At 69.6% G+C, this 23,774-nt stretch carries 16 protein-coding genes and 2 tRNA genes; 12 read left to right on the top strand and 6 right to left on the bottom strand.

Going from position 1 to position 23,774, the window contains the following annotated elements:
* The first annotated feature begins 292 nt into the window (after window positions 1-292).
* From gyrB to ACWD3C_RS30375, 4 genes are all read left to right on the top strand, one after another.
* A complete protein-coding gene (gene gyrB / locus ACWD3C_RS30390) occupies window positions 293-2,356 on the top strand; it encodes a DNA topoisomerase (ATP-hydrolyzing) subunit B (RefSeq protein WP_451149370.1) in 2,064 nt (687 codons plus the stop codon).
* Window positions 2,357-2,398: 42 nt separating this feature from the next.
* Entirely contained in the window at window positions 2,399-5,011 is a 2,613-nt protein-coding gene (gene gyrA, locus ACWD3C_RS30385) for a DNA gyrase subunit A (RefSeq protein ID WP_451149369.1), read from the top strand.
* A gap of 18 nt (window positions 5,012-5,029) precedes the next feature.
* On the top strand, window positions 5,030-5,818 hold the full coding sequence (locus ACWD3C_RS30380; RefSeq protein ID WP_451149368.1) for a DUF3566 domain-containing protein: 789 nt from the start codon (window positions 5,030-5,032) through the stop codon (window positions 5,816-5,818).
* 123 nt (window positions 5,819-5,941) lie between these two features.
* A tRNA-Ile gene (locus ACWD3C_RS30375) sits at window positions 5,942-6,018 on the top strand.
* Window positions 6,019-6,276: 258 nt separating this feature from the next.
* Here ACWD3C_RS30375 and ACWD3C_RS30370 read toward each other — a convergent pair.
* The gene (locus ACWD3C_RS30370) at window positions 6,277-10,512 is read right to left on the bottom strand and encodes an nSTAND1 domain-containing NTPase (protein WP_451149367.1); all 4,236 of its coding nucleotides are present in this window, start codon (window positions 10,510-10,512) and stop codon (window positions 6,277-6,279) included.
* 684 nt (window positions 10,513-11,196) lie between these two features.
* Here ACWD3C_RS30370 and ACWD3C_RS30365 point away from each other — a divergent pair.
* From ACWD3C_RS30365 to ACWD3C_RS30355, 3 genes are all read left to right on the top strand, one after another.
* Window positions 11,197-12,411: an amidohydrolase family protein gene (locus ACWD3C_RS30365; RefSeq protein WP_451149408.1), complete on the top strand. Its 1,215-nt coding sequence runs from the start codon at window positions 11,197-11,199 to the stop codon at window positions 12,409-12,411.
* A 197-nt stretch (window positions 12,412-12,608) separates the two neighbouring features.
* Window positions 12,609-12,809, top strand: a complete 201-nt coding sequence (locus ACWD3C_RS30360; RefSeq protein ID WP_451149366.1) for a ferredoxin — start codon at window positions 12,609-12,611, stop codon at window positions 12,807-12,809.
* Window positions 12,806-13,729 carry an FkbM family methyltransferase gene (locus tag ACWD3C_RS30355; protein WP_451149365.1) on the top strand — a complete coding sequence of 308 codons (924 nt, stop codon included), beginning with the start codon at window positions 12,806-12,808 and terminating at the stop codon, window positions 13,727-13,729. Before ACWD3C_RS30360 ends, ACWD3C_RS30355 begins: the two co-directional genes overlap by 4 nt.
* A 63-nt stretch (window positions 13,730-13,792) precedes the next feature.
* On the opposite strand, the gene ACWD3C_RS30350 is transcribed toward ACWD3C_RS30355, so the two are convergent.
* The 3 genes from ACWD3C_RS30350 to ACWD3C_RS30340 form a co-directional block, all read right to left on the bottom strand.
* On the bottom strand, window positions 13,793-14,563 hold the full coding sequence (locus tag ACWD3C_RS30350; protein WP_451149364.1) for a glycosyltransferase family 2 protein: 771 nt from the start codon (window positions 14,561-14,563) through the stop codon (window positions 13,793-13,795).
* 8 nt (window positions 14,564-14,571) lie between these two features.
* Window positions 14,572-15,225, bottom strand: a complete 654-nt coding sequence (locus ACWD3C_RS30345; RefSeq protein WP_451149363.1) for a UTRA domain-containing protein — start codon at window positions 15,223-15,225, stop codon at window positions 14,572-14,574.
* A gap of 234 nt (window positions 15,226-15,459) precedes the next feature.
* On the bottom strand, window positions 15,460-15,771 hold the full coding sequence (locus tag ACWD3C_RS30340) for a DUF6344 domain-containing protein (protein ID WP_451149362.1): 312 nt from the start codon (window positions 15,769-15,771) through the stop codon (window positions 15,460-15,462).
* A gap of 337 nt (window positions 15,772-16,108) precedes the next feature.
* Between ACWD3C_RS30340 and ACWD3C_RS30335 the strand changes: the two genes are divergently transcribed.
* Both ACWD3C_RS30335 and ACWD3C_RS30330 read left to right on the top strand, forming a co-directional pair.
* Window positions 16,109-16,237: a DLW-39 family protein gene (locus ACWD3C_RS30335; protein ID WP_003999697.1), complete on the top strand. Its 129-nt coding sequence runs from the start codon at window positions 16,109-16,111 to the stop codon at window positions 16,235-16,237.
* Window positions 16,238-16,550: 313 nt separating this feature from the next.
* The gene (locus tag ACWD3C_RS30330) at window positions 16,551-18,056 is read left to right on the top strand and encodes a hypothetical protein (RefSeq protein ID WP_451149361.1); all 1,506 of its coding nucleotides are present in this window, start codon (window positions 16,551-16,553) and stop codon (window positions 18,054-18,056) included.
* A 73-nt stretch (window positions 18,057-18,129) separates the two neighbouring features.
* Here ACWD3C_RS30330 and ACWD3C_RS30325 read toward each other — a convergent pair whose 3' ends face one another.
* Window positions 18,130-20,166 (bottom strand): protein kinase domain-containing protein, encoded by a 2,037-nt coding sequence (locus tag ACWD3C_RS30325; RefSeq protein ID WP_451149360.1) that lies wholly within the window; start codon window positions 20,164-20,166, stop codon window positions 18,130-18,132.
* 127 nt (window positions 20,167-20,293) lie between these two features.
* Window positions 20,294-20,842, bottom strand: coding sequence for a helix-turn-helix domain-containing protein (locus ACWD3C_RS30320; protein ID WP_451149359.1), 549 nt, complete (start codon window positions 20,840-20,842; stop codon window positions 20,294-20,296).
* Between the two features lie 182 nt (window positions 20,843-21,024).
* Between ACWD3C_RS30320 and ACWD3C_RS30315 the strand changes: the two genes are divergently transcribed.
* The 3 genes from ACWD3C_RS30315 to ACWD3C_RS30305 all read left to right on the top strand — a co-directional run bounded on the left by ACWD3C_RS30315 (window position 21,025) and on the right by ACWD3C_RS30305 (window position 23,063).
* Window positions 21,025-21,097 (top strand) — tRNA-Ala (locus ACWD3C_RS30315).
* A 251-nt stretch (window positions 21,098-21,348) separates the two neighbouring features.
* A complete protein-coding gene (locus ACWD3C_RS30310; RefSeq protein ID WP_451149358.1) occupies window positions 21,349-22,257 on the top strand; it encodes a DNA-processing protein DprA in 909 nt (302 codons plus the stop codon).
* A gap of 230 nt (window positions 22,258-22,487) precedes the next feature.
* The gene (locus ACWD3C_RS30305) at window positions 22,488-23,063 is read left to right on the top strand and encodes a ComF family protein (protein WP_451149357.1); all 576 of its coding nucleotides are present in this window, start codon (window positions 22,488-22,490) and stop codon (window positions 23,061-23,063) included.
* Window positions 23,064-23,774: the final 711 nt, after the last annotated feature.

Here is a 23,774-nt window from a genome sequence, read left to right as displayed (position 1 = left end):
CGGTTGCGAACGCCGACCTGACTCGGGAGTAGCGAAGGGTTGACACCCGGAAGCGCTGAGTGCCTCCGTGAGCCTCTTGGAGCCCCGTTCCGCATATGGGGAGTCGGCCGACACCGGTTCAGGGCGGCACATGAGGACTCAGGTCCCGGCAAACCCCCATCACTGTCGGCGCTACCGGTAGACTGGAAGCCAATCCCGCCCCACTTGTGGGACACACACCGAGCAACGCTGACCAAGGCTTACCAACGCAACATGCCGCAGCCGCTCCGGTCATCCGCCGCGAGCCTGGCTTGTGCTGTGCCAGAAAGGGCGCTTCGTGGCCGATTCCGGCAACCCCAACGAGAACATCCCGTCCACTGCCGCCGGCGAGAACGGCGAGGTCAAGGCCTCGTACGACGCCAGTGCGATCACCGTCCTCGAAGGGCTGGACGCGGTCCGCAAGCGACCCGGTATGTACATCGGTTCCACCGGTGAGCGAGGCCTGCACCACCTGGTGCAGGAGGTCGTCGACAACTCGGTCGACGAGGCGCTGGCCGGCCACGCGGACACGATCGACGTCACGATCCTCGCCGACGGCGGTGTACGGGTCGTCGACAACGGCCGGGGCATCCCGGTGGACATGCACCCGGTCGAGAAGAAGCCGGCCGTCGAGGTCGTGCTGACCGTGCTGCACGCGGGCGGCAAGTTCGGCGGTGGCGGGTACGCCGTGTCCGGCGGTCTGCACGGTGTCGGTGTGTCCGTCGTGAACGCGCTGTCGTCGAAGGTCTCGGTCGACATCAAGCGCGACGGCTACCGGTGGACCCAGGACTACAAGATGGGCGTCCCGACGGCCCCGCTCGCCAAGCACGAGGCGGTCGAGGACTCCGGTACGACGGTCACCTTCTGGGCCGACCCGGACATCTTCGAGTCCACCGATTACTCCTTCGAAACGCTCTCGCGGCGCTTCCAGGAGATGGCGTTCCTCAACAAGGGTTTGACGATCAAACTCACCGACGAGCGCGAGTCGGCCAAGGCCACCGCCGGGGCGGACGAGGCGGGCGCGGACGAGTCCCCCGAGGTCAAGACCGTCACGTACTTCTACGAGGGCGGCATCATTGACTTCGTCAAGTACCTCAACTCCCGTAAGGGAGACGTGGTCCACCCGACCGTGATCTCTCTCGAGGCCGAGGACAAGGAGCGGAAGCTCTCCCTCGAGGTCGCGATGCAGTGGAACAGCGGTTACAGCGAGGGCGTGTACTCGTTCGCCAACATCATCCACACCCACGAGGGCGGTACGCACGAGGAGGGCTTCCGGGCCGCGCTGACCAGCCTGATCAACCGCTACGCGCGCGACAAGAAGCTGCTGCGGGAGAAGGACGACAACCTCACCGGTGACGACATCCGCGAGGGTCTGACGGCGATCATCTCGGTCAAGCTCAGTGAGCCCCAGTTCGAGGGCCAGACCAAGACCAAGCTGGGCAACACCGAGGCGAAGACCTTCGTCCAGAAGGCCGTCCACGAGCACCTCACCGACTGGCTGGACCGCAACCCGAACGAGGCCGCGGACATCATCCGCAAGTCGATCCAGGCGGCCACCGCGCGCGTGGCGGCCCGCAAGGCGCGCGACCTGACCCGCCGCAAGGGCCTCCTGGAGACGGCGTCCCTGCCGGGCAAGCTGAGCGACTGCCAGTCGAACGACCCCATCAAGTGCGAGATCTTCATCGTCGAGGGTGACTCCGCCGGCGGCTCGGCCAAGTCCGGCCGCAACCCGGAGTACCAGGCGATCCTCCCGATCCGGGGCAAGATCCTCAACGTCGAGAAGGCACGGATCGACAAGATCCTGCAGAACCAGGAGATCCAGGCGCTGATCTCCGCCTTCGGCACGGGCGTGCACGAGGACTTCGACATCGCCAGGCTCCGCTACCACAAGATCATCCTGATGGCGGACGCCGACGTCGACGGCCAGCACATCAACACCCTGCTGCTGACCTTCCTGTTCCGCTTCATGCGGCCGCTGGTCGAGGCCGGGCACGTGTTCCTGTCGCGTCCCCCGCTCTACAAGATCAAGTGGGGCCGGGACGACTTCGAGTACGCGTACTCCGACCGCGAGCGCGACGCGCTGATCGAGCTGGGCCGCCAGAACGGCAAGCGCATCCGCGAGGACTCGGTCCAGCGCTTCAAGGGTCTCGGCGAGATGAACGCCGAGGAACTGCGCATCACGACCATGGACCAGGAGCACCGCGTCCTCGGCCAGGTCACGCTCGACGACGCCGCCCAGGCCGACGACCTGTTCTCGGTGCTCATGGGCGAGGACGTCGAGGCGCGCCGCCAGTTCATCCAGCGCAACGCCAAGGACGTCCGCTTCCTCGACATCTGAGTCGGTCTCAGCTGACCGAACCAGGAAGGACCTTCACCAGCAATGACCGACGAGAACATTCCAGCCGTCCCTGTGCCGGCCGTCCCCGTCCCGGTGGACGAGGGCCTGGCGCTCCGTGTCGAGCCCGTCGGGCTCGAAACCGAGATGCAGCGCTCCTACCTCGACTACGCGATGTCCGTCATCGTGTCCCGCGCGCTGCCCGACGTACGGGACGGTCTCAAGCCCGTCCACCGCCGTGTGCTGTACGCCATGTACGACGGCGGCTACCGGCCCGAGAAGGGCTTCTACAAGTGCGCCCGCGTCGTCGGCGACGTCATGGGCAACTACCACCCGCACGGCGACTCCTCGATCTACGACGCGCTGGTCCGACTCGCGCAGCCGTGGTCGATGCGGATGCCGCTGGTGGACTCCAACGGCAACTTCGGCTCTCCGGGCAACGACCCCGCGGCCGCCATGCGCTATACCGAGTGCAAGATGGCGCCGCTGTCGATGGAGATGGTCCGCGACATCGACGAGGAGACCGTCGACTTCACGGACAACTACGACGGCCGCTCCCAGGAGCCGACCGTTCTGCCCGCCCGCTTCCCGAACCTGCTGATCAACGGCTCGGCGGGCATCGCGGTCGGCATGGCGACCAACATCCCGCCGCACAACCTGCGCGAGGTCGCGTCCGGCGCCCAGTGGTACCTGGAGAACCCGGAGGCCTCGCACGAGGAGCTCCTGGACGCCCTGATCGAGCGCATCAAGGGCCCCGATTTCCCGACCGGTGCCCTGGTGGTGGGCCGCAAGGGCATCGAGGAGGCGTACCGCACCGGGCGCGGCTCGATCACCATGCGCGCGGTCGTCGAGGTCGAGGAGATCCAGAACCGCCAGTGCCTGGTGGTCACGGAGCTGCCGTACCAGGTCAACCCCGACAACCTCGCGCAGAAGATCGCCGACCTGGTGAAGGACGGCAAGATCGGCGGGATCGCCGACGTACGGGACGAGACGAGCTCTCGTACGGGCCAGCGGCTGGTCATCGTCCTGAAGCGGGACGCGGTCGCCAAGGTCGTACTGAACAACCTCTACAAGCACACGGACCTGCAGACGAACTTCGGCGCCAACATGCTGGCGCTGGTCGACGGCGTGCCGCGCACGCTCTCCCTGGACGCGTTCATCCGCCACTGGGTGACGCACCAGATCGAGGTCATCGTCCGCCGTACGAAGTTCCGGCTGCGCAAGGCCGAGGAGCGGGCGCACATCCTGCGTGGCCTCCTGAAGGCCCTGGACGCCATCGACGAGGTCATCGCGCTGATCCGGCGCAGCGACACCGTCGAGATCGCGCGCACGGGCCTGATGGGGCTCCTGGAGATCGACGAGATCCAGGCCAACGCCATCCTGGAGATGCAGCTGCGCCGTCTGGCCGCCCTGGAGCGCCAGAAGATCCTCCAGGAGCACGCCGAGCTCCAGGCGAAGATCACCGAGTACAACGAGATCCTCGCCTCGCCGGTCCGCCAGCGCGGCATCGTCAGCGAGGAGCTCGCCGCGATCGTCGAGAAGTACGGCGACGACCGCCAGACCAAGCTGGTGCCGTACGACGGCGACATGTCCATCGAGGACCTGATCGCCGAAGATGACATCGTGGTGACCGTCACACGCGGCGGTTACGTCAAGCGCACCAAGGCCGACGACTACCGTGCCCAGAAGCGCGGCGGCAAGGGCGTACGCGGTACGAAGCTCAAGGAAGACGACATCGTCGACCACTTCTTCGTGTCGACCACGCACCACTGGCTGCTGTTCTTCACCAACAAGGGCCGTGTGTACCGGGCGAAGGCGTACGAGCTTCCCGACGCCGGACGTGACGCGCGTGGACAGCACGTCGCGAACCTGCTCGCCTTCCAGCCGGACGAGGCGATCGCCGAGATCCTCGCGATCCGCGACTACGAGGCGGTGCCGTACCTGGTGCTGGCCACGAAGGGCGGTCTGGTGAAGAAGACGCCACTGAAGGATTACGATTCGCCGCGTTCCGGCGGTGTGATCGCGATCAACCTCCGCGAAAAAGACGACGGTTCCGACGACGAGCTGATCGGAGCGGAACTTGTTTCGGCGGAAGACGACATCCTTCTGATCAGCAAGAAGGCGCAATCGATCAGGTTCACGGCTACCGACGACGCGTTGCGCCCCATGGGCCGTGCCACCTCGGGCGTCAAGGGCATGAGTTTCCGCGAGGGGGACGAGCTGCTCTCGATGAATGTTGTTCGAACCGGTACGTTCGTGTTCACTGCCACCGATGGCGGGTACGCGAAGCGGACCGCCGTCGACGAGTACCGCGTCCAGGGTCGCGGCGGCCTCGGCATCAAGGCCGCCAAGATCGTCGAGGACCGCGGTTCGCTCGTGGGCGCGCTGGTGGTCGAGGAGACCGACGAGATCCTCGCCATCACGCTCGGGGGCGGTGTGATTCGTACGCGGGTCAATGAGATCAGGGAGACGGGCCGTGACACCATGGGCGTCCAACTGATCAACCTGGGCAAGCGCGATGCCGTAGTGGGCATCGCACGCAACGCCGAGGCGGGACGCGAGGCGGAGGAAGTCGACGGCGGGGACGCCGTGGACGAGGCCGCCGAGGCTGTCGCGACCACAGGCACGGACGAGGGCGAGCCGTCCTCGGCAGAGTAGCGCGAGGAGAGAGTCATCGTGAGCGGAGCCACGGGCGCCGGATCGTCCGGTACTTCGGCCGGCGGTTCGACCGGTACGGGAACGGACGGCGGCGGTCATGGCTCCGCCGCGCGGATGACCGACTCGCACACGACCAACCTGCAGGCGATCAAGCCAGGTGCGAAAGACTCGCCCTCGCACGACACTCATGGATCCCAGGGGGGAACTGTGACGGACACCCGAGGTCCGCAGAGCCAGCAGTACATGGCTGGAGCGGGCCCGGCCGCTCCCGGCGCCCCGGGCGCGGCCCCGCCGTCGGCCGGCTCCCCGCTGCCGGGCGAGCGTCAGTCGCAGCAGCCGGGCGGGCCGTACCACCCGCCGCAGGCCTACCCGGCGGCCCCGGAGCCCGCGGGAGCGGCGGTACGGCGGCCGCGCACGGGCGCGCGGACGATCCCCCGTACGCGCAAGGCACGCCTGCGCGTGGCCAAGGCCGACCCGTGGTCGGTGATGAAGGTCAGCTTCCTGCTCTCCATCGCCCTCGGCGTCTGCACGATCGTCGCGGCCGCGGTGCTGTGGATGGTCATGGACTCGATGGGAGTCTTCTCCACGGTCGGCGGCACGATCTCCGAGGCGACCGGCTCGAACGAGTCGAACGGCTTCGACCTCCAGTCGTTCCTGTCCCTCCCCAACGTCCTGATCTTCACCTCGGTCATCGCCGTCATCGACGTCGTCCTCGCCACCGCCCTCGCCACCCTCGGCGCCTTCATCTACAACCTCTCCGCCGGCTTCGTCGGCGGCGTGGAACTGACGCTGGCGGAGGACGAGTAACGGCGCCTCACCAGGGCGCTTCACCAGGACGAGGGGCCCCGGCCCCAATCGATTTTGGGACTGACCGCGTCGTGCGCTAATCTTCAGAGGTCAGCGCGCGGGACGCATCCCGCAGAGCGCGGCGGGGCTATAGCTCAGTTGGTTAGAGCGCATCCCTGATAAGGATGAGGCCACAGGTTCAAATCCTGTTAGCCCCACCAGCGAAAAGACCCCCAGCCAGTCATGGTTGGGGGTTTTCGACGTCTACGGCTTCCACGGCGTCTACGGCGACATCTGCGGCCGACGGCCGGGCATGGCCGGGCATGGCCGGGCATGGAAACGCCCGATCGCTGGCGACGGGGGATGCACCAGCGATCGGGCTTGTGGCCAACAGTAACAAGCCTGCTCGCGTGGTGGGAGTGGACTGCTCAGCCACTAGTGCGACTTGTGATCGGGATCACGTGACGCGGTTGGCTCCGTCACTGCTCGCACGGGGGGTCGTACGAGAGACGGGGCAGGTACTCGTGCCATTTTTCCGGTGTCAGGACGCCCCGGGTCGTCGAGCAGATGTGACGGACTGCCGCGTCGACGCCCAGGTTCCACAGGCGGACGGTGTCGGTGCCGCTGGAGATCCCGAGCATGTGGCTGTTGGGGCTGAACAGCAGGAAGTTGCCGGTTTTCGCGTTGGGGCTCACGGACTGGCCGATGGGCGAGGCCTCGGACGGGGCGGTGACCTTCCAGAGGCGGACCGTGTCGTCGTTGCCGCCGCTGGCGAGGGTGCGGCCGTCCTGGTTGAACGTCAGCGAGACGACCGCTTCGGTGTGACCGGTGAGGGTGGAGCCCGGCCGGGGTGTGCCGGGCGAGTCGGTGGCCTCCCACAGGCGGACGGTGCGGTCGTCGCTGCCGCTGGCCAGGGTCTTGCCGTCGGGGCTGTAGGCGAGCGCGTTGACGGGCCCCACGTGCCCCTTGAGGGTGCCGAGCGGTGTCACGCGGCGGGGGTCGGTCACGTTCCAGAGGCGGACCGTGCCGTCGGCGCTGCCGCTGGCGAGCGTGTGGCCGGCGGGGCTGAAGACGAGGGAGTTGACGTAGCCCGTGTGGCCGGTGAGCGGGGCGCCCAGGGGAAGCAGGCGGGACGGGTCGCTGATGTCCCACAGCTGTACGGTGCGGTCGTCGTGGGCCGTTGCCAGTGTGCGTCCGTCCGGGCCGAAGGCCAGTGCGTCGGGGCCCGCGAACCGGCTCCGCAGCTCGACGGGCGGGCCGTGGGCGACGGGCCGGGCCGGGTCGGTGACGTTCCACAACTGCACCGCGCGGTTTCCCAGCAGTACCGCGAGGGTGCGGCCGTCGGGGGAGAACGCCAGCGTGCGCAGGCCGCCATCCGCGGGGGTGAACGGTTCGCCCAGCGACACGGGCCGGTCGGGTGTCCGTACGTTCCACAGCCGGACCCTGCCGTCGCGCGAGGCCGTGGCGAGTACCCGGCCGTCCGGGTGGAACGCTCCCCTGCGGCCGGTCATGTCCGACGTCGGTATCGACCACAGGCGGACCCTGGCGTCGCCGGTCCCGGTGGCGAGGGTGCGGCCGTCGGGGCTGAAGCCGATGGCGTACATCTCGCCGCTGCTGCCCGCGAGAGGCTCGCCGACCCGTGAGGGGTACATCGGGTTGGTGACATTCCACAGGCTGGCCGTGCTGTCCGCGCTGCCGGCGGCGAGCATGGTTCCGTCGGGGCTGAAGGCCACGGACCAGACGGGGCCGGTGTGGCCGGTGAGGGGCGCGCCGAGTGATGCCGGGTGACGCGGGTCGGCCACGTCCCAGAGCTGGACGGTGTCGTCCGAACTGCCGCTGGCGAGGGTGCGGCCGTCGGGGCTGAAGGCCACGGAGTGCACCAGGGCCCGGTGGCCGGTCAGCACCGTGTCGATGGGCGTCGGATCACGCGGGTCGGCCATGTCCCACAGCCTGATCGTCTCGTCGTCGCCACCGGCCGCCAGTGTCCGTCCGTCGGGGCTGAACGCCACGCTCCGTACGGCGGCGGTGTGGCCGGTCAGGGCATCGAGCGCCTTCGGTTCGCCCGGGTCGCTCATGTCCCACAGGCCGACGGTGCGATCCTCGCGGGCGGCGGCCAGCGTGCGTCCGTCCGGGCTGAAGGCAAGCAGGTAGATCGTGCCCTCGGGACCGGTCAACGGTGCTCCGAGCGGGCGCGGGCGGCTCGGGTCCCGTATGTCCCACAGGCGGATCGTGCCGTCGTCCCCGGTGCTGGCGAGGGTGCGTCCGTCCGGGCTGAAGACGGCGCTGCTCACCCAGCTCGTGTGGCCGGTGAGGGGTTCGCCCAGGGGCTCGGGGCGGGTCGGGTCCGCCACGTCCCACAGGCGGACGGTGCGGTCGTAGCTGGCGGTGGCCAGAATCCGGCCGTCCGGGCTGAACGTGGTGAGGTAGACGGCGCCGGTGTGGCCGAGGAGCGGCGTGGCCAGGGGCGCGTTCACGATCGAGATCAGCCGGTTGTTCGCGCCCTCGTCGTCCGGGCGCAGGCGGTGTGCCACCAGGTCGAGCTGAGCGGACAACGACGGATTCGTGTACTGGAAGCGATCGGCCTCGGCGACCACCTGCTCGAACACCGCGTCGTTCCGCTGCTGCCACGCGACCACCGCGGAACCGACGGCGAGCATCGCCAGGACGACCAGGGCCGACACCGCACCACGGCTGATCCAGACCGTACGCCTGCGCAGCCGGACCGAAGCGGTGAGGAATTCCACGGCGCTCCGGGTCAGAAGGGTGTCACCGGCGGACTTCGCCCAGGTGTGGGCCTGTTCCAGGCGTGAGCCGCGGTAGAGCAGCGACGAGTCGCGGTTCGAGCCCTCCCAGGCCCTGCCGTCCTCCTCCAGCCGCTGCCGCAGCAGGTTGCCGGTCCTGTCCTCGTCGATCCAGCCGCGCAGGCGTGGCCAGGCGTGGAGCAGCGCCTCATGGGTGATCTCCACGGTCTCCGCGTCGAGTGTCACCAAGCGGGCGCGCACCAACGCTTCGAGCGACTCCTCCGTCCTGCCGGGATCCGCCGACTCCGCCGCCAGCTGGCGCCGCGTCCCCCGCCTGCGGGTGGCCTGGGTGTCCTCGCCGAGCCGGACCAGCCGGAGAAGGAGCAGCCTCGCGGCCGTACGCGCCCCCGGGCCGAGGCCCGACCAGGCCCGCTCGGCGGTCGCCGCCACCGCTCCCTGGATTCCGCCGGCCGCGCGATAACCGGCCAGCGTCAGCCTTCCCGCCTTCCGACGCTGCCAGGTGGCGAGCAGGGCATGGGAGAGGAGCGGCAGCACCCCCGCGTTGTGCGTCCCGCGCGGGCCGTCGGCGCTCACCTCCCGGACGATCAGCTCCGCCAGCCCCGGTTCGAGCTCCAGACCCACGGCCCTGGCCGGGCCGGTCACCGCTTCGCGCAGCTCCGCCGTGGTCAGCGGCCCGAGCACCATGTGCCGGTGCTGCAGGGCGTCGGACAGTTCGGGATACCCCAGGCACTGCTCGTAGAAGTCGGCGCGGATGCCGAGGACGACGAGGACGGGGGCCCGTTCACCGGGGGCGCCGAGGGCATCCGGGTTGGCGGGTGAGCAGGCGGCGTGGAGGATCTGGACGAACGTGCGCCTGTCCGCCTCGTCGGAGCAGAGGGTGAACGCCTCCTCGAACTGGTCCACGATGAGGACCGGGCGGGTGGGGGAGGGTGTCTCGCGGGATGCTTCGTGGGGCGTTTCGCCGGGTGTCTCGCGGGATGCTTCGCGGTGCGCCCACGCCGTGACGGCTTCCCGGACGGCGTGGGCGAAGTGTGCGGTACCGGGTTCGGGCTTCTTCGCCGGGGGGTCCTGCGACGCAGGCGCTGGGGATTCCTTCGCCGCGTGTTCCCTTGCCGCGGATTCCTTCGCCTGGGGCTCCCGCGTCGAGGGTTCCCCCGTCGCGGATACGACGGGTACGAGCTCGGGGATCCGGCGGGTCAGCTCCGCGAGGGGATCGGCTCCCGGTACGAGTTGCAGCACCTCCCCCGCCGGGCTGTTCTCCTCGCCCAGCGCGCCGTTCCGCAACGCGGGCACCAGGCCGGCGTTCAGCAAGGAGGACTTTCCCGCCCCCGAGGCGCCCACGAGCATGACCAGGCCGCCTGTCTTCTCCGCCGCGCGGAGCTGGGCAAGAAGGGCGTCCGTGCTCCGCTCGCGGCCGAAGAACCAGCGGGCGTCCTGCTGACGGTACGAGGCCAGCCCCCGGTACGGGCACACACCACCGGGGATGGCCGGGCCCTCGGCCGAGGCCCGTTGCTCCCCTTCAGCGATGCCGTCCGTACCGTCCGCACCGCCCGTACCGTCCGCGCCTCCCGACCCTTCCGCGGTGGCCGTGGATATCGCGGAGCGGTCGCCGACCGGGTCGGCCACCGCGTGCTCCCACAGGCGCTGCCACTGCCCCAGGTCGTACAGGCCCGTGGAGACGGGCGTGGGCTGCGCGCGCCGTGCCTGGGGGATCAGGACGTGGAGCACCGCCGCGAGGGCGGCGAACTGGGCAGGCACGTTCTTGGCCCGTCGCCAGTCGCTGATCCGCTGAGCGGACACCCGCACGGGACGCCCTCGATCGTCGACGCGCTGAAGCCGGACGACTGCCTCGGACACGCTCTTGAGCGGAGGGTTGCCGGCCTCCCTGTAGAGCAGCGCGAGGCGTTCCGCGAAGGCTGTGCGTGCCCCTGAGTCGGAACTCAAGGCCTCCACTCCTTACTTCCCCCGCACCTGGACATCCGGACCGGAAAACTCACTCTATATGGCTGACCTGCGGTTAAGCCCTTGGCTCGGGACAGGAATCTCCTCGCCGGGGGCCACAGCTGGCAGGATCACGACCCCGTAGCGACCCCGTCGCGCGTCGTCCGGACAAGCCAGCAGCTCAGCGCTCGGAGAGTCGGAGAGACAGCTCATGACGCCGCATGTTCTCGGTCAGCTTCCGCCGGAGTTACGAGACGGTCGAGACGGTGGCGACAGTCTCGCCGCGGGGCTTCCCGCCACGTGGGCTTGAGACATCCGTGGGTCCGGGTCCCGTCCCGGCCGCCATCACCTTGACCCACCTTGACCACGCGTCCGTCCGCCTTTCCGCGGCGCGGACGGACGCCGCCTCCACCGTTCGGTACCGGTCCCCACGAGGGGAGGGACCGGTGCCGAACGCCGTGGTGTGCGCGGCATGTGCTCCCGGCCGACATCACCCGGCCGACATCACCTGACCGACATCACCTGACTGACAACAACTGACATCACCCGCCTGACATCACTGGAACCTGTCCACCGGCAAACGCGCGGTAGTCGGCAGGTGTGGCCCTTGCTGTCTTCGCGTCGGCTCCATATTCTCGATCTGACGATCCGTCAGGTTTCACTCGAGTGCCTTCAGCCGGCAGGGGGTAGGGCGTGATCAGCAGCGAGAGCAGCGGCACCAAGGATCTCCCCAGGGTCATCAGCGTGGACGATCATGTGATCGAGCCCGCGCACCTCTTCGAGACGTGGCTCCCGGCCAAGTACCGGGACAAGGGGCCGAAGCCCTTCACCGCCGGTATCGGCGACCTCCAGTACATCGGCGGGAAGTACCGGTTCACGACGGACCCGGAGGGCCAGGTCACCGACTGGTGGGAGTACGAAGGCGAGATCTTCCCGTACAAGCGCATCATCGCGGCCGTCGGCTTCTCGCGGGACGAGATGACCCTCGACGGGATCACGCGCGAACAGATGCGGCGTGGCTGCTGGGATCCGAAGGCCCGGCTGGAGGACATGGACCTCAACCATGTCGAGGCCTCGCTCTGCTTCCCGACGTTCCCGCGGTTCTGCGGGCAGACCTTCGCGGAGGCCAAGGACAAGGAGGTCGCGCTCGCGTGCGTGCGGGCCTACAACGACTGGATGGTCGAGGAGTGGTGCGGCGACAGCGCGGGCCGGCTGATCCCGCTGTGCCTGATCCCGCTGTGGGACGTCGAGCTGGCCGTGGCGGAGATCCGGCGCAACGCGGCCCGCGGCGTACGGGCGGTGACCTTCAGCGAGATCCCGACGTACCTGGGGCTGCCGTCGATCCACTCCGGCTACTGGGACCCGTTCTTCGCGGCCTGCGAGGAGACCGGGACCGTGGTCAACATGCACATCGGCTCGTCGTCACAGATGCCGGCGGCTTCGCCGGACGCGCCGCCCGCCGTCCAGGCCTCGCTGAGCTTCAACAACGCGATGGCCTCGATGATGGACTTCCTCTTCTCCGGGGTCCTGGTGAAGTTCCCGCGCCTGAAGCTCGCCTACAGCGAGGGACAGATGGGCTGGATTCCGTACGCCCTGGAGCGGGCCGACGACGTCTGGGAGGAGCACCGGGCGTGGGGCGGGGTCCGGGACCTGATCCCGGAGCCGCCCTCGACGTACTACTACCGGCAGATCTTCTGCTGCTTCTTCCGCGACAAGCACGGCATCGAGGCGATCGAGACCGTGGGCGTGAACAACGCGACCTTCGAGACGGACTACCCGCACGTCGACTCGACATGGCCGGAGACGAAGAGGGTGGCGGCGGAGCATGTGGCGGGTCTGTCCGAGGACGTGACGTACAAGATCTTGCGGGGCAACGCCATTCGAATGCTGGACCTGTCGTTCGACCGGTAGGAGGGCGACCGGCAGGAGGGCGACGGGGAGGTGTGCGCGGCGAGTAGGAGGGCGGCGGGCGGTTGCCCGGCCGGTTCAGGGAGCCGCCCGGCGGGCAGCCAAGTCACGTAGGTCCCCGGTCTCCGGTCTCGGGGTTGGTTCGGACCGGCCTTTCGACGGGTGCCGAGGGCGATGGCTCGCTTGCGACGGGAGTGGACATGAAGGTCTCCGTTGACCCCAGCCGCTGCTACGGCTCCGGGGATTGCGTCTACAGGGTTCCGTCCGTCTTCACGGTGGTCGACGGATACGGCGCCGTCATCCCGGGCCGTGAGGACACCGGCGAGGATCCACAGGTCCGGGAAGCGGTGGAGGGGTGTCCGTCGCAGGCGATCATGATTTCCGAGCGGGCGGTCGGATGAGCGGTCTCGTATCGGAGGCCCTGGTCACGCTCGGGCGCCGGTACGTGCGGGACGCTCCGGGCTCGTTCGGCAAGGGGCCGCCGGCCGTGCGCTGCCTGAACTCCCATTTACGGGAGCACCCTCGCCGTAGGGTCGTCGAGACCCGCTCGGGTGCCCGGTTCGCGGTCGACACCCGGGACCTGATCCAGCGGTACCTGTACCTCTTCGGGGTGTGGGAGCCGCACATGACGAGCTGGCTCCAGCGTCGGCTGAGGCCGGGGGACGGCTTCGTCGACGTCGGTGCCAACGTGGGCGTCTTCAGCGTCCTCGCCGCCCAGCTCGTCGGCGACAAGGGCCGGGTCGCGGCGATCGAGGCCTCCCCCGTGCTCCATCGCCGCCTGGTGCAGCAGGCACGGCTCAACGGCTGCGGGAACATCCGGGCGGTCAACGCGGCCGTGTCGGACCGTCGCGGGATCTTGACGTTCGTGCTGGCCAGCTCGCGCAACATGGGCGCGAACAGCATCGTCCCGTACGACGGTCCGGCCGAATCCATGTTCGAGATCGAGGCCTTCCCGTTGCCGGAGTTGCTCGATCCGGCGGAGATCGCGACCGCCCGCGTGATCAAGATCGATGTGGAGGGCGCCGAGGGGAGCGTCGTACGCGGACTCGCGCCCGTGCTCGACCGGCTACGGCCCGACGCGGAGATCACCGTCGAGGTGACCCCCGAACGCATGGCTCGGCTCGGTGACCGTGCCCAGGACTTGCTGAGGACGATGACCGACGTCGGCTTTCACGTCTATCGGCTGGCCAATGACTACGCCCCCGAGAGCTATCCGGCGGCGTTGAGCGGAGCGCCCGGAGTGCCGGTGCGCCTGCGGGGGCCGGTCGTCGTCGAGAGCGACCTGATCTTCTCCCGGGTGGACGCGGAGACGCTCCCGTGACCTGCTCCCTTCGTCGTCCGCCACGCATCGATGATCAGCCTTGGGGACGTCAGCGGCGTCGACTCACCGGCCGGCGGCGGGACAGTGCCACCGGAAGTGCGCCAGCGCCCGCGCCCTGGCCTCCACGACAGCCATCCGCGCCTCCCGCTCGGCGGGATCCACGTGCGACGCCTGCCCCGTCACCTGCCCGTCCCACTTCCGGTAGAGGAGCCCCACCTCCCGCGAGAACCACCCGCGGCTCACGGAGTTGAGCGCGAGCAGCAGGCCGGTGTCCTCGGAGGCCGGCAGCGCCATCCACCCGCCGAGGGCGAGCAGCAGGTCCCGCCGTACGAAGAGCGTCGCCGGGTGCACCTGCGTGCGGAAACCGTTCGCCTTCCAGAAGTCGAGCACCGCCCCCCGCTCGATGGGTCCGTTCTCCGGATCGCCGGGGAAGCCGACCGTGGAGCCGTCCGGCATGAGGTCCAGGGCACGCGAGGTCGCCCAGCCGATGGCGGTGTTCCCTTCGAGGGCGGCCAGGTCGCGGGCGAGGGCGCCCGGGGCAAGCCGGTCGTCGGCGTCCAGGACCTTCACGTACTCGCCGTCGGCGTGGGCGAGGGCCAGGGTGCGGGCGACGCCGGGGCCGCCGGGGCGGTCGGGGCGGCCTTGGCGGAAGGTCACGCGGGTGTCGTCGGGGACGTACGGGGCGACGGCGTCCGTCCGGCCGTCCTCCTGGACCACCCAGTGCCACTCCCAGCCGTCGGGCAGCTCCTGCTCGCACAGCGACTTGTGGGCATCGGGCAGGAACGGGGCCGAGGGGGCGTGGACGGCGGTGACGATGATGACACGCCGGCTCAAGGCGGCACTCACCACCTTTCCAGGAAGGTGGTGAAGAGCAGCTCCGTACGGTCGCCGGGCAGCGTGACGTCGGAGATGTCCACCACGCGGCCGTCGATGTCGTACGACGTCTTGCGGAGCAGGATCACCGGCGTCCCGGACGGCAGCTCCAACTCCTCCGCCTCCTCGGGAGTCGGCGGACGGGCGGTGAACCGCTCCTCGACGCGGCCCAGCTCGATGCCCACGGTGTAGAGCTGGCTCTGGGTGCCTCCGGGCCAGGGCTCTTTGGAGTCGTCCAGGAGGTCGGGGTTCCCCGCGATCATGTCGCGGGGAACGCGCGAGGTCACGAGACTGAACGGGGCCGTCTCGGCGGCGCGTCGCGTCCGGTAGGTGCGCTCGACGAGGGCTGTGCCCTCCGGGACGCCGAACGCGTCCGCGAGGTCCTTGGGCGCCTGGATCTCGCGGTATCTCGCGTAGAACACGAGGTCCTGGAGCTCAAGGCCCGTGTCGTGCTCCGTGGCGCCGGTCTCGGCCCGCTTCCGCAACGGCTCGCGGGCGCGGTTCTTCTCCCACTGGAGCCGCCCGTTGTCGCGGAGCGCCGGCAGCCGTTCACCCGGCCCGCGCCTGCCCTCACAGAGGGACCGGCGGAGGTCGTCCGCGATCACTTCGTACGCCTTCGGCATTCGTGCTCACCGGTCTGTGTGGGGTTGTGCTCAACCAGACTACGACTCCTGAAGAAGGCTTGATGCGTCATGGAGCGGCCCCCGACCGGTTCGGTCGGGGGCCGCTCCGCAGGTGGCGTCGTCGTACGCAAACTCGCCCTGCGTCATGGGAGAGGGGCTCTGGTAACTCTGGTAACTCTGGGAGCTGCGGGAACTCCGGGAGTACGGGGGTTACGAGGCTACGGGGCTACGGGGCTACGCCAGGGACGGTTCCTCGGGCTCGTCGTCCGTGGGCGGGCGGTGGCGGCAGCTCGGGGAGGAGCCGTGGGCCTCGGCTCGGATGCGCTGCTTCATCGTGGGAGGCAGGGCGCGGGCGTGGGCGAGGCTCCACCGGCACATCGCCGGGACGGCGGGCACGGTCGCCGCGGCGGGCGCGGTGTTGCGGGCCGTCTCGGCCTGCGGTACCGCGGCGGCTGCCGTGGTTGTGGTGAGTCCGAGCGCCGTGCACAGTGCGAGGAAGGCGGTGACGACGGCTGTCCACAGGTTCTTGACCTTGTTCTGGAGCATGGCCCCTCACTTTCGGGTTGGGCGATTTGCGTACTTTCCTCATGATGTGTATGGAGGCCGCGAATCGGTGGACCGACGCCCGTGGCGCGTCGATCTTCGGATGAACACCACCCGGATGGGGGTAGGCGGTCCGGAAAGTAACCGAAGGCGTACGGATTGCGTTGAAATATCGCGTTCGCGGTGTTTGATCGGCCCGAGATCGGAGCGCTGCCGTCCGGTTCTACTGTGGTGCGGTGGTCGGGAGTTGAGGGTCGGCGCAGGTCACCGATCGATATCGGTCGGTGTGTATAGTCGGGCGCCAGAGGTCCCCTACGTCAAGGAAAGACGAGGTCGCGCGGTGAAGAAGCTTCTCCTGGTCGCACTGGCCGCCATCGGCGGGCTCCTCGTGTACCGCCAGATCCAGGCGGATCGCGCCGAGCAGGATCTGTGGACGGAGGCGACTGACTCCGTGCCCACGGGTTCGTGAGTATCGACAGCAGTCTCAACGCAGACCCCGGCCGCCCTCGCGGCCGGGGTCTTGTGCTGTGCGGCTCGGTGTTCTGGAGTTGTCCGGGGAGTTCGGGCGTGTTCAGGGATGTTCGGGGGGTGTTCGGAGAGGGCGATCGATTTACCTTCGTGAATATTTCGCTTGCGATGGCAAAATTTCGACCCCTGCTCCGGCCCTTGCTCCGGCCCTTGTAGAAGGTGTTTCGGGCGCTCGTTCGGATAGCGCGGGTGGCTCGCGGGCCCGCGGGGCAGGATGAGCGGCGTCCGAGGCGATGACGAGGGGTGGGCGCGTGATGGGGCGGCGCACGATCTGGTGGCGGGCGTTGGCAGCCGTGGGAGCGATCCTGTGCGTGACGGCGACGACGCTGACCGGACAGGCCGCCGCGGCCGGTACGCCGAGTCCGTACGCCTACGCCGAGGACGCCACGACGGTCGAGGGCGCGACGAGCACCCTCGGCGCCGTACGCCTGCTGGCCGGTCAGACGTATCGCAGTTCCCTCGGCGAGGACGGCAAGGTCTACTTCCGTCTCGACCTCGACGCAGCCGCCGACGCGTACGTCTCCGCCACGGCCGTGCCCGAGCCGGGAACGGAGGTCGCCTCCTCGGACGGCGTCAGGGTGTCCGTGCAGGACGCCGACGCCCACCGCTGCTCCACCGAGACGGCCCGCTTCGGCCCGACCCGTAGCCCGCACCCCGTCACCGCCTGGGCGTCGCGCGAGATCGGCAGCGATCCGTACATGTGCCAGGGGGCCGGGACGTACTACGTCCTCGTCGAGCGCGTCGGTACGAGCACGTCCTCGCCCGACAACTCGGGGGCGTCGGGTGAGTCAGGGGCGTCGGGAGAGTCGGCCGAGTGGGGGCTCGAACTCGGTTACGTCTCCGAGCCCGCCCGGCAGCAGGGCGGCTCGACGACCGCTCCCGACGTGTGGGACTCGGCGTCGCCCGAGGCCCTGCCCGGCGCCGCCGAGAGCCGCGGGGGTGGTACGAGCTTCGCCACGGCGAGCCCCGTGGCGCAGGGAGTCTGGGAGGACGGGGACGGGATCAGGCCGGGCCAGACCCTCTACTACAAGGTGCCCGTCGACTGGGGCCAGCAGGTTCATGCCACCGCCGAACTGGGCAGCGCGAGCGGCGATGACGGCGACGGCATCGTGGCTGCCGCGCTCGTCATGTCCCTCTACAACCCCGTACGCGGATTGGTGGACGACGCGCTCTCCAGGTACGTCGGCCGCCAGCAGTCCACCGACCTGGGTCCGCTGCCGCCGGTGTCGTACGACAACAGGTTCGCCGTCGACGCCGAGATGAGCGGGATGCGGTTCGCGGGCTGGTACTACCTCGCCGTGCACCTCGGGGCCCCGGTCGCCGAGAGGTTCGGCGACGGGCCGTTCGGGCTGACGCTGCGGGTGCGGGTGGACGGTACGGCGGAGGACGGGCCGGCGTACGTGGGGGTGGCCGAGCCGCGGGGTGTGTTCGAGGTGACGGGGGAGGAGTTGCAGGAGGCGGAGAGCGGGGCGGCGAGTGGGGCGGCGGGGGGTGCCGCGGGCTCTGGGGATGCCGGGGGTGCGAGCGGGGCCGGGAGTTCCGAGGGGGACGGTGGGGCCGGGGGCTCCGGGAGCTCCAGCGGCTCCGGGGGTGACGACCTCGCGATGGAGCTGGTCGCCGCGGGCGGGATCGGTACGGGGACCTTGCTGGTGCTCGGGCTCGGGGTGTGGACCGTTGTGGCGCGCCGGCGGGCGAGGGCGGCCGCGCCGACGGAAGCGGGCGGGGCTGTCGCGAAGCACGGGGCGCCGCGGGACTGGTGATGGGCGGCCTGTCGGCCTGAAGGGGCTGGAAGGTCTGGAGGGGCTGGGTCTGGAGGGGCCGGAGCGGCCGGGGTCAGAGCTGGGCGAGGGCCCAGAAACCCACCGCGAAGCACGCCAGCGCGAGGAGCAGTACCGGGACGGCCACCTTCGCGGGCGGGCCCGGACGGCGTCGTGACTTTCTCCGCGCTCGACGTGGAACCTGCGGGGTTCGAGCGGTGTATGAACCAGTAGAGGCGTACGCGTGCTGCTGCACCGCCGTGGCCGGAGCCTGCGAGGGGCTCAGCGGCTGGTGCGGCTGAGGGGAGGGCACATGCGCGGGTTCTCCGTGCGGAGCGTGGACCGGGCTGGGGACCGGCAGCGCGACCGACGTGGGGGGAGTGGGCGGCTGCTCCGGTTGTGGCTGTGGTTGCTGCTGTGGCTGCGGGTAGTGGGGGGTGTGCTGTTCCCTCTGGCCCGTCGGCGCGTGGGCGGCGAGTACGTGGGGCGGCGGCAGGTGGAAGCTCCCGGTGTCCGACATTGTCGACGGCTGTGGGGGCGTGGGGTCCCGGTCGGGAAGCGGTGGTACGGCGATGGGGGTGGACTCCGGCGTCGGGCTGTGCGGCGCGGGCTCCTGAGACGCGGCGCCCAGGCCCGGGACGGTGCCTGCACCTGCACCTGCACCTGTGTCTGTGCCTGTACCCATGCCTGGCCCGTGATGCCACGGACCGGACGCATGCCCAGAGCCGGACCCGCCCCCGCCCCCGGACCCGGGCCCGGGGGCGGCCCCGACGCCGGAGCCGGTCGGCGGCGGCGCCGTGCTGGGCATGGGCGGGGGCAACACGGCACCCGTGGCAGGGGGTTGAGGCACGGAACCCGTGGGAGCAGCTGTCGGCCCGGCTCCCACGCCGGAGTTCGACGGCGGTTCATGGGGCGGCATGGGCGTGGCGTCCGTACGGGACAGCGGCACGGCACCAGGACCCGGCTGCGCGGAGGAGGCGCCCGTCTCCGGCCGGGAGGTCGGCGCGGGTGGGATGTTCCTGCCCGGTACGGGAGTTGGCGAGCCCGGGGTGCTGCCGGGGCCCCCGCTCGCGCCCATGCCCGAACTGGTTCCGCCTCCGCTTCCGCCCCCAGCGCCGTGGTCCTGGTCGGCCCCCGTCCCCGCCCCGAAACTCGGCGAGACACCCGAGCCGCCTCCGCGCGCCGCTCGCAGGCCCCCGCTGCCGCTCCCCGTGTCCAGCCCGGACGCCCTCCTCAGCGGGCCATCGGGGCCGAACCCCTCCGGCAGGGGCCCGAGTTGGTCGAAGACCTCGACCAGTTCGTCGTCGGGGCCGGGCTCGGGCAGGAGCTCGGCGGCGGAGGCGAGGGCCTTGCGGGCGCCGGTGGCGGTGCGGAAGCGGGCGTGGGGGTCGGGCTGGAGAAGGGTGGCCACGACCTGCCACAGGGGCTCGGGGATGCCCTTGGGCGGACCGGGCGTGCCATGGGCGGCGAAGTACTCGATGAGCGCCTTGGCGTCGGGTTTGGCGCCCTCCAGGAGATACAGGGCGACGAGGCCGACGGCGAAGAGGTCGGCCGGGAAGTCCGGGTCCGCGCCCATCATCTGCTCGGGGGCGAAGTAACCGGGCGTCCCCACCACGTAGTCGGTCTCGGTCAGCCGGGGTTCGCCCAGGCGCATGGCGATGCCGAAGTCGGACAGGCGCAGATGCGGCCGGGCCGTACCGGTGGCCTCCAGCAGGACGTTGGCGGGCTTGATGTCGCGGTGGACGACATCCTCCGCGTGCACCGCGGCGAGCCCGGACAGGAGCTGGTCGAGCAGGGTGCAGACGAACGCGGGCGGCAGCGGCCCGTAGTCGTTGACGAGGTTGACCAGGGAGCCTCCGGCGACCAGCTCCATGGTGAACAGGACCTTGTCGTCGTCGGCGGCCCAGCTGGCCGGGGCGAGCACATGGGGGTGATCGATGCGCAGGGCCTGTTCCCGTACGAAGCGCAGCAAGGAGTGCGCGTCGCTCTGCTGCAGGACCTTGGCGGCCACATAGCGGCGCCGACGGTGGTCCCAGGCACGCCAGACCGCGCCGACTCCCCCGCGTCCGATCGGGTCGGCCAGCTCGTACCGGCCGGCGAAGACCTCACCCATGGCTGTGCGTCGCTCCCCCTTCGCTTACCCCCTTGGTACCCCCCTCGGCGAGTGATACGACCCTCCTCGCAACCCCCTCGGCCGTCGGCCCGGTCGCCGAACCCCCTTCGGCGACCGGACCTCGGGCTCAGTTCTGGTGCGACTGGTAGTGCGCGACCGCGTCGGAGGTGCGGCCCGCGCCGTACACCCGGAGGAACTCTGCCAGTTCCGGGTGGGTCGGGGCGAGGGTGTCCGCCGCCTCGATGATGTCGCCCGCGGCCGCCACCGAGCGCAGCAGCGACTGGATCTCGCGGACGACCCGCTTGACCGTCGGCGCTCCCGAACTGCTCGTCGACTGCGTGGTGTTGCTCAGTACCGAACCCCCCTGCGACTTCTTGATCTCGTCCATGCGCTCGGTTGCCTCCGCGGCGCTCACACTGCCGTCCGCGACCTGCCCCGCCAGGTCCTGCAGCAGCTGCACCCGCTGGACGACCGCGGGATTGCCGATCTTGGCGCGCTGACCGCTCATCAGCTGTGACAGCATCGGCGCGGACAGTCCCAGTACCCCCGCGAGACGAGCCTGGTTGAGCCCCAGATCGTCGATGAGCCTACGGAAGAGCGCCCCCAACGGCTCCCCGTACCAGTTCCGCTGCAGCTCCCGGGCTCTTGCGGTTGCTTCCTGCTGTGCGGCGTCCATTGCGTCTCCCCATCGCTTCCCCAAATACCGTGGTTCGCTGTCGCGAACCACGACGAGCATCCTACGGAGAGTGGTCGTCCACGGGGACCCCCCATCTTTTTGCGAGATCCCCGGGATGACCCGGTACTCTGGTCTGCGGCGCCCGCCGGTGGAGGCTTCCTCCGGACGTACGCGTCTCTTCCGGGGCCTTAGCTCAGTTGGTAGAGCGCTGTCTTTGCATGGCAGATGTCAGGGGTTCGACTCCCCTAGGCTCCACACATAAATGCCCTCTGACCTACGGAAACGTAGACAGGGAGTTCTTTTTGTCCTGATTTCCGTGTGCACGTGTGCGCACGGATTCGCTGAGGGTGTACCAGGGGAGCTTTCTCTCGTGGGCAGCGCAAACGGCTCGGTGCGTGGATTGAGGATGCCCGCCCTGTCCTGAGGGCTGCGGGAGGTCGATAGGGAGCCGGCCACGTGGGCGGTTACCCATGACGCTGTCGTCGGCAGGCAGTATCGTCGGGTGTATGGAGGAGCGCTGGGGGGATGAGCGGGCGGCGATGGCCGTGCTGCTACGGCGTGCCCACAGCGAGCGTCAGGAACGGGAAGCCGTGGCGCGTGTGATGGAGGTCGGCAGCGCCTGGCAGGTCCTCAGCGGGGAACAGCCTTCTCTGTTCGGCGGCTCCGCCGAGGACGAGCTGCCTGCTGTCCGGGCGGAGCTGGAGCGCTGGGCAGGGCAGGGAATTGGGGTGCATGCGCTGACCGAGTCGGACTATCCGCAGCAGCTGAGCAGTGCCTTCGACGCCCCTGGTCTCATCTTCACTCGCGGAGCCCTGAGCCCTAAGGACGACGGCGTCGCCGTCGTCGGCTCGCGCAGCGCTGCACCGCGGGCCCTGGCCGATGCGGTAGCGATCGCGCGTGGTCTTGTCGCGCGTGGGCTGAGTGTGGTGTCCGGGCTGGCGGCGGGGATCGACACGGCTGCGACCGAGGCGGCGCTGGCCGGCGGCGGACGAGTGGTCGGCGTGATCGGCACGGGTGTCTACCACGCTTATCCACCGGAAAACCTTGGGCTGCACCGCCGAGTCGTGGCCTCAGGGTTGGTGCTCTCACCATTCTGGCCAGACACCCCGCCGTCGAAGACGACCTTCCCGCGCCGCAACGGCACAATGTCGGCTTATTGCCGGGCCACGGTGATCGTGGCGGCGGGCCCGCGCAGCGGTACTCGTATCCAGGCCCGCAAAGCGGTTGAGCACGGCCGCCCGGTGATCCTGCTGCGCTCGGTCCTAGATGGGAACGACTGGGCGCGCGAACTGCTGGAGCGACCGGATGCGCACGTCGCCGATGATGTCGATGGTGTCTTGGCGGTGCTGGACGAGATCGTGCGCCGTCCGGCGGACGTCGACCGGCTGCTGCGGGATCTCGTCGATCTGCGGTGACGCGAGAGTTGGGAGACGCGCAGGGCGTTCGCGCAGCCGAGATCGTTGCTCGTACCCGGTTCACCGATCATTTCCTGGCTCCTGTCCGATCCGGCCGTGGCATCTGCGCAGTGTGTGCTGGACCGCTCGCCGGAGGCGACCCGCTATGTCCCACGTGCACAACCCAGGATCGTCAGGCGCAAGCACTTGGCACGCGTACGGCGGACCGGGTCGTCTTCGCTGCGTACTCGGTGGCGGGCAGCCAGTCTGACTGGGACATGTACCGCTACAAGGCCGCGCCTGGTGCGGGCAACCCGTCGTGGATGCGGACGGCGGGACTGGCCGCGTACTTCGGCTTGATGCACCGTGCCTGCCTCGATACCGGGCCGCTGGGCCAAGTCGATTCCCTTGCAGTGGTGCCCTCACTCAGCGGCAGGCCGTCACCGCATCCACTTCAAGCCCTCGTCGCATACCTGCTGCCGGGCGTTCCCTCCGTCTCACTGTCCGCAGCCCCGGTGGAACGGGGAGACCGTGATCAGCGGCGGGTGTTCCGGCCCGACTTCTTCGCCGTGCACGAGTCCGAGGCGGTACGCGGTCGGCACATCGTGCTCGTCGACGACACCTGGGTGACCGGCAACCACCTTCAGTCCGCAGCGGCGACTCTGCGGCAGGCGGGCGCGACTCACGTGACAGGCCTGGTCCTGGCCCGTCGGCTGCGCCCGGATTGGGGAGCGAATGCCGCTTTCATCACCGAGCGACTTTCCCGACCCTACGACGTCACGCTCTGTCCGGTGGGCGAGCACATCTCAGTCGCAGAAAGCGGATGACGACGGCGCCATGGTCTTCGACTGCGCCTAGTGTCGGCCTTCGGCGCGGCGGCTGTTTCCTTCTCTCGGGACGCCACCCAGCTAATCGGACAACCTTGTCGGCGTCGCTTGAACCCAAGTTCAGGCGCCCCCGACAAACCTCCTGCCCGGGACAACTTGATGCCGTTCGGGGACCGGGGTGACATGGCGCGGCACGGATACCGTCGCGGTACCCGTACGTTCGTCCGCGGCAGCCTCCGGCGGTGCCTCACCAAGTGGTGTAGCGGCGATCACAGGTGAAAGCGCAGGTTACGGGCCGGGTTCGTCGGTGCTACACCACTTGGTGGGGCACCACCCAGCCTCCCGCCCGTCGGTGCGAGCGCGCCCGTACGTCATGACTCACGGATACCCATCCAGTCGATGTGCGGCGGCGGTCAGCGAACGGTTCCCGGCGTGTCCTGCCCTCCTGAGGCTCTGGGGCCATCCGGGGGAGCGTGCCTGTAGACGCCACGGTGGCCGTTATCCACTCGATCCGCTCCACCGCCGCAGCAACCGAAGACGCGGCGTAGTCGATAGCCCACCAGGGAGAGGGGAAGCCGACCTCTGCTTACCAGAGGGGGCGTTCCTGGGTCGTAAGTGTCGCCGTTCCGTGAACCGTGACCCCCTATCGGTCGATGAAAAGTGACCCCTTCCGTGATCGAGTGATCAGTCTGGCTCCATGGGAGTCAGGTG

It is taken from the genome of Streptomyces sp. NPDC002845 (assembly GCF_053591955.1).
The sequence above is the reverse complement of the archived record's forward strand: the minus strand, read 5'-3'. Positions and strand labels throughout refer to the sequence as shown.